This window comes from Mesorhizobium sp. M7A.F.Ca.US.006.04.2.1 (genome assembly GCF_004022915.1).
GTDB lineage: Bacteria > Pseudomonadota > Alphaproteobacteria > Rhizobiales > Rhizobiaceae > Mesorhizobium > Mesorhizobium ciceri.
The window spans coordinates 1-1,378 of sequence record NZ_RZQA01001215.1; the positions used below are offsets into that span (position 1 = coordinate 1).

General features: G+C 64.2%; 2 protein-coding genes. One reads left to right on the plus strand and one right to left on the minus strand.

The window, feature by feature from the left end:
• The coding region (locus EN925_RS35930) for a TetR family transcriptional regulator (protein ID WP_128337375.1) at window positions 1–437 on the plus strand (437 nt) is incomplete at its 5' end.
• Between the two features lie 80 nt (window positions 438–517).
• Here EN925_RS35930 and EN925_RS35935 read toward each other — a convergent pair.
• A partial coding sequence (locus EN925_RS35935) for an SLC13 family permease (protein WP_128337376.1) occupies window positions 518–1,378 on the minus strand: 861 nt, incomplete at its 5' end.

Consider the following 1,378-nt stretch of genomic DNA (forward strand, 5'->3'; position numbering starts at 1 on the left):
AGGACGAGCTGATCGCCGCCTATCTCGACGGCCGCGACCAACCCAATCTGAAGCGGATGGCCGGCTGGTTCGAGGCTGCCGAAGGCGGCGCGGATCGCAAGGTCGAGGCGATCTTCACCAATCTGGCGAGGTCCGCTCGCCACCCGAAATGGAAAGGATGCGGCTTCCTGCGCACGGCCGCCGAACTCGCCTCGATGCCCGGACATCCGGCGGTCAAGGTGGGCGCGCGGCACAAGCTGAATTTCGAAACATGGCTGGCCGGCGCCCTGTCGGACCATGGCGTCGCGGAGCCGCAAACCCTGGGGCGCGAGATCGTGCTTTTGATCGACGGCTGCTTTTCGATCATGCTGATCCACCGCAACCCCGATTACATCGAAGCGGCCGGACGCGCCGCGGCGACGCTGGTGCGGGCGCGACTTTCAGGCAGCCAGGTCTAAAGCGCGACGCGCTTTAAGCCTTTGGTTTTATGCATGTCGTTGCCCTAAAACCGGGGCCACTTTTGGGGCAACGACATGCATTAGAAACCGAAAGCCAGCCATGCGGTGCCGGCGGCCAGCGTTATCAGCGTCAAAGGCAAGCCGACCTTGAAAAAAGCGCCGAACGACAGCGTCGTGCCGGCGGCGCGTGCCTGTTCGGCGACGATCAGGTTGGCGACCGAACCCAGCAGCGTGAAATTGCCGGCCAGCGTCGAGCTCATGGCGACGACCAGCCAGGCGCGCTCGGGGTTTTCGAGGCCGGGTATGAAGGGCCGCAGCGCCAGCACGGCCGGAACATTGCTCATGATGTTGGAAAGCACCGCGGTGAAGCCGGACAAGCGCCAGACGTCGTCCAGCCCGAGATTCCTGGCCGAAGCGATCATGTCGGGCGAAAGAAGCGTCTTTTCGGCGCCGGCGACGACAACGAACAGACCGGCGAACATGAACAGCAGCGGACCGTCGATCTCGCGGTAGATGCGCTCCGGCTTAATGGCCCGGGTAAGCAAGAGGATGGCGCCGCCGATGAGTGCGGCCTTGGCGACGGGCACGCCGGCGAAGAAGGCAATTGCCAGCCCGATGCAGACCACCACCGCCTTCAGCACCTGCCCCTTGTGCATGCGGCCCCGCGAGACCTCGGGCGTCAATTGGACGGTGCGGGCGAATTCGGCCCGGAAGACAATGCGGATGATGACAACGACCGCGACGAGGCCGAACAAAGCGACCGGAGCCAGCGCTGCCGAAAAGGCCGGATAGGAAATGCCCGACAGCGCGCCGATGACCATGTTTTGGGGATTGCCGGTGATGGTTGCGACGCTGCCGCAATTCGACGCGGTGGCGGTGGCGATCAGATAGGGGATCGGGTTGCGCTTGATCACACGGGTGACGTGGACGACGATCGGCGC